We start from the raw sequence: 8,254 nt of genomic DNA on the forward strand, positions 1-8,254 counted from the left end.
CATGTCTGAACTCCTCAGAAACGATGTGGATCCGGTAGAGACCCGTGAGTGGCTTCAAGCCCTTGAGTCACTGCTGCGTGAAGAAGGTCCGGAGCGCGCTCGCTTCATCATCGACCAGTTGGCCGAGCAGGCCCGCAAGGCCGGTGTCGATCTGGCCGCGGCCGGCAAGGGTGGCAGCATCCTCACCGACTACATCAACACCATTGCCACCAGCGATGAGCCGGCCTATCCGGGCGACAAGGAGCTGGAGCGCCGTATCCGCGCCATTATCCGCTGGAATGCGGTCATGATAGTGCTGCGGGCGTCGAAGAAGGGGCTGGATCTGGGTGGACACATGTCCTCCTTCGCCTCTTCTGCCACCGTGTATGAAGTTGCCTTCAACCACTTCTTCCGTGCCCGCAACGAGAAGGATGGCGGCGATCTGGTGTACTTCCAGGGCCACATCTCTCCGGGTGTCTATGCTCGTGCGTTTGTGGAAGGTCGTCTGACCGAAACCCAGCTGGATAGCTTCCGTCAGGAAGTGGATGGCCAGGGGCTCTCCTCCTATCCTCATCCGAAGCTGATGCCGACCTTCTGGCAGTTCCCGACTGTTTCCATGGGTCTGGGTCCTATTGGTTCCATCTATCAGGCGCGCTTCCTCAAGTACCTGACTGACCGCGGTCTGAAAGATTGCTCGGAACAGAAGGTGTATGCCTTCCTCGGCGACGGGGAAATGGATGAGCCGGAATCCAAGGGCGCCATTACCGTTGCGGTCCGCGAGAAGCTGGACAACCTGATCTTCGTGATCAACTGCAACCTGCAGCGTCTGGATGGTCCTGTGGTCGGTAACGGCAAGGTCATTCACGAGTTGGAAGGTCTGTTCCGTGGCGCAGGCTGGGAAGTGATCAAGGTGATCTGGGGCAGCAAGTGGGATGAGCTGTTGCAGAAGGATACCTCCGGCAAGCTGTTGCAACTGATGAATGAAACCGTGGATGGCGATTACCAGACCTTCAAGTCGAAGAATGGTGCCTATGTTCGCGAACACTTCTTCGGTAAGTATCCGGAAACTGCAGCCCTGGTTGCCGACTGGACTGATGAGCAGATCTTCAGTCTGAACCGTGGTGGTCATGACCCACGTAAAGTCTACGCGGCCTTCAAAAAGGCCAACGAGACCACCGGCAAGCCCGTGGTTATTCTGGCCAAGACCATCAAGGGTTATGGCATGGGCGAAGCGGCCGAAGGCAAGAATATCGCTCACCAGGTGAAGAAGATGGAGCTGGACTCCGTGCGTCATCTGCGCGATCGCTTCCAGGTGCCGGTGGCCGATGAGCAACTCGAAGAGCTGCCATACCTGTCATTTGAACAGGGCTCTGCCGAGTGGAACTATCTGCATGAACGCCGTAAGGCTCTGAAGGGTTATCTGCCGAGCCGTCTGCCACAGACCACGGTGCAGCTGGATATCCCCGAGCTGTCAGCCTTTGATGCGCTGCTGGGTGAACAGAACCGCGAAATTTCTACCACCATGGCGTTTGTCCGCTCCCTGAACGTGCTGCTCAAGGACAAGTCAGTCGGTCAACGCATAGTTCCGATCCTGGCCGATGAGGCCCGTACCTTCGGTATGGAAGGCCTGTTCCGCCAGATCGGTATTTACAGCCCGCATGGTCAGCAATATACCCCGCAAGACCGTGACATCGTCTCCTACTACAAGGAAGACAAGAAGGGCCAGATCCTGCAAGACGGTATCAACGAACTGGGGGCCATGTCCTCCTGGCTGGCTGCTGCGACCTCCTACAGCACCAACGACTGCCCTATGATTCCGTTCTACATCTACTACTCGATGTTCGGTTTCCAACGGGTCGGTGATATGTGCTGGGCGGCAGGTGACCAACAGGCCCGCGGCTTCCTGCTGGGCGCGACCTCCGGTCGTACCACGCTGAACGGTGAAGGTCTGCAGCACGAAGATGGCCATAGCCACATCCTGGCGGGCACCATCCCGAACTGCGTCAGCTACGATCCGTCATTTGCCTATGAAGTTGCGGTCATCATTCAGGATGGTCTGCGTCGCATGTATGGCGACCAGCCGGAAAACATCTACTACTACATCACCACTCTGAACGAAAACTATGTCCACCCGGCGATGCCTGCCGGTGCCGAAGAGGGTATTCGCAAGGGTATCTACAAGCTGGAAACCGTGGCTGGTGACAAGAGCAAGACTGCGGGCCAAGAGCTGAGCGTCCAGCTGTTGGGTTGTGGTTCCATCCTCAACTACGCACGCCGCGCCGCCGTGATCCTGAGCGACGAGTATGGTATCGGCTCCGATGTGTTCAGCGTCACCAGCTTCAACGAACTGGCCCGTGATGGTCAGGACGCCGATCGCTGGAACATGTTGCACCCGCAGAGCCAGCCTCGCGTGCCGTACATTGCCCAGGTACTGGGCAAGGCTCCGGCTATTGCTGCGACCGACTACATGAAGGTGTACGGCGATCAGGTCCGGGCCTTTGTGCCGGCCGACAGCTACCGCGTGCTGGGGACTGACGGTTTCGGTCGTTCCGACAGCCGTGAGAACCTGCGTCGTCACTTTGAAGTGAACGAAGGCTATATCGTGGTCGCGGCTCTGACCGAACTGGCCAAGCTGGGCCGGATCGATGCCGCGCTGGTGGCACAAGCCATCGCCAAGTTCGGCATCGATGCCGACAAGATCAACCCGCTGTACGCGTAAGGGGATGGGAATGTCTATCGAAATTTATGTGCCGGATATCGGCGGTGACGAGGTCGCGGTAACCGAGATCCTGGTCAAGGTCGGGGATACCGTGGATGCGGATCAATCCCTGCTGACCGTGGAAGGCGACAAGGCTTCCATGGAAGTACCATCCCCGCAAGCGGGGGTGGTCAAAGCCATCAAGATTGCGGTGGGTGACAAGGTGAATACCGGCACCCTGATCATGGAATTCGAGGCGGCCGCTGCGGCTGCTTCCGCTCCAGCTCCGGTGGCTGCAGCCGCAGCTCTGGCTGTTGCTGCTCCGACTGTGGCGGCACTGCAGGATGTACATGTTCCGGATATCGGTGGTGATGAAGTCGCGGTGACCGAAATTCTGGTCAAAGTTGGCGATGTGGTCTCGGCGGACCAATCCCTGCTGACGGTGGAAGGTGATAAGGCCTCGATGGAAGTCCCGGCGCCGTTTGCAGGCACGGTGAAATCCATTCAGGTTGCGACCGGTGATAAGGTCGCTACCGGCTCTCTGATCATGGTGTTCGAAGTTGCGGGTGCCGCGACCGCCGCCGTTGCAGCACCCGTTGCTGCCGCGCCAGCGCCAGCTCCTGCAGTCAGTGCCGAGCAGGCGGTCAAGGTTCCGGATATCGGCGGCGATGAAGTCGCTGTAACCGAAATTCTGGTCAAGGTTGGCGATGTGGTCACGGCAGACCAGTCCCTGCTGACCGTGGAGGGTGATAAGGCCTCCATGGAAGTTCCAGCTCCGTTTGCTGGTACTGTGAAGGCTATCCAGGTCGCCATTGGTGATAAGGTCGCCACCGGCTCCCTCATCATGACCTTCGAAGTCGCAGGTGCAGCGTCTGTCGTGGCTGCTGCTCCGGTTGCTGCGGCCCCGGCCTCGGCCCCTGTCGCTACTGCAGCGCCAGCGCCTGTGGTTGCCGCCAAGGCCGAAGAGAAGGGTGACTTTGTGGCCAATGATGCCTATGTGCACGCCTCCCCGGCGGTGCGTCGTCTGGCGCGGGAATTTGGCGTCAACCTGGCCAAGGTCAAGGGATCAGGCCGTAAGGGCCGGATCCAGAAGGAAGATGTGCAGTCCTACGTCAAGGATGCCATCAAGCGTGCCGAATCGGCTCCGGCTGCTGGTGCGGCATCCGGCTCGGGTCTGGGCGTACTGCCATGGCCGAAGGTGGACTTCGCCAAGTTCGGTGCTGTCGAAGAGATCGAACTGACCCGGATCCAGAAGATTTCCGGCCCGAACCTGCATCGCAACTGGGTGATGATCCCTCATGTGACCCAGTTTGACGAGACCGATATCACCGATCTGGAAGCCTTCCGCAAGGAACAGAACGTCATCGCCGACAAGCAGCAACTGGGCTTCAAGATCACACCGCTGGTGTTCATCCTGAAGGCCGCGGCCAAGGCGCTGGAAGCCCATCCGCGCTTCTGCAGCTCCCTGTCCGAAGATGGCAGCAAGCTCATCATGAAGAAGTACATCCATATCGGTGTGGCGGTTGATACGCCAAACGGTCTGGTAGTTCCTGTGGTGCGCGACGTCAACAAGAAGGGGATCTACGAGCTGTCGCAAGACCTGGCCGAGATCTCCAAGAAGGCGCGTAACGGCAAGCTGACCGCGTCCGACATGCAGGGTGGTTGCTTCACCATCTCCAGCCTAGGTGGCATCGGCGGTACCAGCTTCACGCCGATCGTCAATGCACCGGAAGTGGCGATCCTCGGGGTCTCCAAGTCCGACTTCAAACCGAAGTGGAATGGTAAGGAGTTCGAGCCGCGTCTGACACTGCCGCTGGCGCTCTCCTATGACCACCGGGTGATTGATGGTGCCGATGGCGCCCGCTTCATCACCACACTGAGTGGGGCACTGGCGGATATTCGCCGTCTGGTGCTGTAACTGTGACCGGGCAGGCATGAGCCTGCCCCTTTGCTTCGCGTACCAAGCAAACTGACTGTATGCTTGCCGGGTAGAACAGGCGTTCAGCTCGGCAACCCATGTGAAAAGAGGTCATGATGAGCAATCCAATTAAAACTCAGGTGGTGGTGGTGGGCGCAGGCCCTGCCGGTTATTCCGCAGCCTTTCGCTGTGCCGACCTGGGGCTCGACACCGTATTGATCGAACGTTACAGCACCCTGGGTGGTGTCTGTCTGAACGTTGGTTGTATCCCCTCCAAGGCCCTGTTGCATGTGGCCAAGGTGATTGAAGAAGCCAAGGCCCTGGCGGCCCACGGTATCGTCTTCGGTGAGCCACATACTGATATCGACAAGATCCGTCTGTGGAAGGAAAAGGTCGTTGGCAAGCTGACGGGTGGTCTGGCCGGTATGGCCAAACAGCGCAAGGTGCAGGTCGTCAATGGCGTAGCCAAGTTTACCGCCGCCCATAGCCTGGAAGTGACTGCCACTGACGGTAGCAAGACGGTGGTCAATTTCGACAACGCCATCATCGCTGCCGGTTCCCGTCCGGTGAAGTTGCCGTTTATTCCCCATGATGATCCCCGCGTTTGGGACTCGACCGATGCGCTGGAGCTCAAAACCGTTCCTGGCAAGTTACTGGTCCTGGGTGGCGGCATTATCGGTTTGGAAATGGGCACCGTCTATTCAGCACTGGGTGCCGAGATCGACGTGGTCGAGTTTGCCGATCAACTGGTCCCGGCGGCCGATAAGGACGTAGTCAAGGTTTACACCAAGCGGATTGAGGGCAAGTTCAACCTGATGCTGGAAACCAAGGTGACGGCCGTTGAAGCCCGGGCCGATGGCCTGTATGTCTCCTTTGAAGGCAAGCATGCACCGGCGGAACCCGTTCGCTATGACAGCGTGCTGGTCGCGGTTGGTCGGGTGCCGAACGGCAAGATGCTGGATGCCGAGAAGGCCGGTGTTGCCGTGACCGAACGGGGTTTCATCGAGGTCGACAAGCAACTGCGGACCAATGTGGCGCACATCTTCGCGATCGGAGATATCGTCGGTCAGCCGATGCTGGCACACAAGGGGGTGCATGAAGGGCATGTGGCGGCCGAAGTTATCGCCGGCAAGAAGCATTACTTCGATCCCAAGGTGATCCCTTCCATCGCCTATACCGAACCAGAAATTGCGTGGGTGGGTCTGACCGAGAAAGAAGCCAAGCAACAAGGCATCAACTACGAGACCTCCGTGTTCCCGTGGGCGGCTTCTGGTCGCGCCATCGCCTCGGATTGTGCCGACGGCATGACCAAGCTGATTTTCGACAAGTCCTCCGGTCGAGTGATCGGTGGTGCGATTGTCGGCACCAATGGTGGTGAGTTGTTGGGTGAAATCGGCCTGGCCATCGAAATGGGTGCCGATGCCGAAGATATCGCGCTGACCATCCATGCCCACCCGACCTTGCATGAGTCGGTCGGTCTGGCTGCCGAAGTGTTTGAAGGCTCGATCACCGACCTGCCAAACGCCAAGGCCAAGAAGCGCTGATCCCTCCTTTCAGTCTGAGTGTCGACTGATTGGTTATACTCAAGGCGACTCCTTCCGGAGTCGCCTTGTTGTTTCTGGGGGTAGTATGAATACGCTTCAATTCTTAGCCTGTGCCATCTTGATGGTGGTGATCAGCGGCTGTGCTTCCGATGACCCGGTTCGAGTCCGTCGGGCGGATATCGAGGTGGGGGATACCCGCATCAGCGTGGATGATGGCCACTCGGGTTCTGGCAGCTTTTGCCCCCCCGGACAGGCCAAGAAGGGTCGTTGCTGAGATCTGGCTGGATGCGGCTCTTGAATAATCATCGGGCAACATCATCCATCACGGCTGCGGGTTCAGGGTTTCCGGTAGCCGGAAGTGACGAAATAGCGTCATATCCAGAGGTGCGGCTTCGGTGCTCAGCCGATAGTGCATTTGCCCACCATCAACGGTGAAGGTTAGTTCACGACTGCTGTTGTTTCCGGCGTCGGAGCCGGTCATCATCTCGTCCATTCCGGTTCCCGTGCTCCCCCCTGCGTCTGAAGGTGACGCTTCTTGCGCTTGCTCCAACAAACGAAACAAGGCCCAGGGTCCTAGTGCACGGATGCTGCGCGGTGAGCGTTGCCGTTCGGTCGGGATCAGCGTCAGCTTGCTGACACTCGTTCCCTCGGGATCATTTGGCCAGATGAGGTGAGTTCGCAGCCCGGCGTCATGGTTGTAATCGAGTAGTTGCCCTTCCAGATCCAGAATACTGCGCCGTTTATTGGCCGATAGTTGCAAGGGTTGCAGCCAGAAGCTCATTTCCAGTTTGCCCTCCGGGTTGAATAACAGCCGTCGAATTTGCTCAACTTGGGCGACGGATGCCAACAGCTCGGTATAGGGATCCGTGCTCTCTCCGGTTTTCGTTGCCGTCAGTTGCTGATGGCTGGGCAGCGGTTCATAGCCCGTGCGCGCCAGCCAAGGGGCTAGCTGTTGCTGATAGAAACGATCGAAGGTGCCTTGTGGCGCAAAGAAGTGCTCCATATCGGCCAGGGCAACATCTGCTGCATCTGTGGTTGCAAAGGGATAACGGTTGGCGAGTCGTTGTTCATATTCGGCGAGCACCTGGGATTGCCATTGCTGCTCCAGCGCCTGTAGCGCCTCTTGATGCAACAGGTGTTCGGCTTGCTGTGCCCAGGCCGTGAACCAGTGGTCGAGCGGCGCAGGCAGACTGACAGCCTGTTGTTGAAACTGTGTCAATACCGATGGTGTAGCCCCGGTTTGCAAGGCGGCTAATGCGCTCGCTCCTTGATCATCGGCATTCAGCAGGGGCTGTAAATAGCGCTCCAGATTGCGCAGTTCTTGTTCCAACTCGGCCAGTCGAGAGGGTCGCTGTTCCTGGGGCTGGCCGAATGCGAGCAAGGATTGCCATGTGGGAACTGCTGGCGGGGGCGGAAGATGCTCTGGTGAGATCAGCGACTCTGGCGGCGCGGTTGGGGTGACTTTGGATGCCACAGGCTGAAGTGGTGCCGGGTATGTCATCTCCTGGGTCAATCGCTGCAGCAACTGTGACAGCGGTTGTTCCGGGTGAGTAAAGAGCGCTAATTGCTGCAGCACTTGCTCCTTGGTGTGGGCGGCGGGCACCGCCACACTGTCCAGTGCGATGCGCCAGCGGGCTTCTGCGTCGAGCCGGTAAGACTCCCGAAGTTGCTGCCATAACTGCTGTTGATAACCGGGATCTAGAGCGGTAAATGGTCCCTGAGTCTGAGCTCCCTGATCCAGTACCCAGAGATCCAGTGCCGCTTGCTGCAGGAGTCTGGGCTGTTGGTTCACCACCTTTTTTGACGAAAGGGGGCTCCCACCGACGTAGGTGGGAGGGGAATTTCGTCGGGGCGTCAGCCCCGCTGGTTTTGAATGTATTGCTTAATCACATCCAACGGCGCCCCGCCGCAAGAGCTTGCAAAGTAGGAGCGAGACCAAAGCACGGGCTTGCTGTAAGCCCCCCTCAAGTCCAAAAATCCATTACGCAGTCGCCTTGATGTGACGGCCTTCAATGAGTTGACCAGCACAGAGAACTGCACGGTCGGCCCGTACTCTATCAGCATGTGAACGTGGTCTGCTTCTCCGTCACACTCTTTCAGCTCTGCGCCAAAGTC

General features: G+C 58.4%; 6 protein-coding genes. 4 read left to right on the forward strand and 2 right to left on the reverse strand.

Annotated elements, in window-relative coordinates; translation table 11 throughout:
• Position 1 precedes the first annotated feature (1 nt).
• From aceE to ACYVG7_RS01890, 4 genes are all read left to right on the forward strand, one after another.
• The gene (gene aceE, locus ACYVG7_RS01875; RefSeq protein WP_460881552.1) at positions 2-2,698 is read left to right on the forward strand and encodes a pyruvate dehydrogenase (acetyl-transferring), homodimeric type; all 2,697 of its coding nucleotides are present in this window, start codon (positions 2-4) and stop codon (positions 2,696-2,698) included.
• A 10-nt stretch (positions 2,699-2,708) separates the two neighbouring features.
• Positions 2,709-4,595, forward strand: a complete 1,887-nt coding sequence (aceF, locus tag ACYVG7_RS01880) for a pyruvate dehydrogenase complex dihydrolipoyllysine-residue acetyltransferase (RefSeq protein WP_460881553.1) — start codon at positions 2,709-2,711, stop codon at positions 4,593-4,595.
• 116 nt (positions 4,596-4,711) lie between these two features.
• Positions 4,712-6,139 carry a dihydrolipoyl dehydrogenase gene (gene lpdA, locus ACYVG7_RS01885; RefSeq protein WP_460881554.1) on the forward strand — a complete coding sequence of 476 codons (1,428 nt, stop codon included), beginning with the start codon at positions 4,712-4,714 and terminating at the stop codon, positions 6,137-6,139.
• Between the two features lie 85 nt (positions 6,140-6,224).
• The gene (locus tag ACYVG7_RS01890) at positions 6,225-6,413 is read left to right on the forward strand and encodes a hypothetical protein (RefSeq protein ID WP_460881555.1); all 189 of its coding nucleotides are present in this window, start codon (positions 6,225-6,227) and stop codon (positions 6,411-6,413) included.
• Between the two features lie 48 nt (positions 6,414-6,461).
• Here ACYVG7_RS01890 and ACYVG7_RS01895 read toward each other — a convergent pair whose 3' ends face one another.
• Together ACYVG7_RS01895 and tnpA are read right to left on the reverse strand one after the other, a co-directional pair.
• Positions 6,462-7,931 (reverse strand): type VI secretion IcmF C-terminal domain-containing protein, encoded by a 1,470-nt coding sequence (locus ACYVG7_RS01895; protein ID WP_460881556.1) that lies wholly within the window; start codon positions 7,929-7,931, stop codon positions 6,462-6,464.
• A 62-nt stretch (positions 7,932-7,993) separates the two neighbouring features.
• A partial coding sequence (gene tnpA / locus ACYVG7_RS01900; RefSeq protein WP_460881557.1) for an IS200/IS605 family transposase occupies positions 7,994-8,254 on the reverse strand: 261 nt, incomplete at its 5' end.

The organism is Pseudaeromonas pectinilytica (genome assembly GCF_054780855.1).

Bases quoted from the DNA above. Each gene is read 5' to 3' on its own strand.
- ACYVG7_RS01890 (WP_460881555.1), top strand. From the start codon at position 6,225: ATGAATACGCTTCAATTCTTAGCCTGTGCCATCTTGATGGTGGTGATC.
- lpdA (WP_460881554.1), top strand. From the start codon at position 4,712: ATGAGCAATCCAATTAAAACTCAGGTGGTGGTGGTGGGCGCAGGCCCT.
- aceF (WP_460881553.1), top strand. From the start codon at position 2,709: ATGTCTATCGAAATTTATGTGCCGGATATCGGCGGTGACGAGGTCGCG.
- aceE (WP_460881552.1), top strand. From the start codon at position 2: ATGTCTGAACTCCTCAGAAACGATGTGGATCCGGTAGAGACCCGTGAG.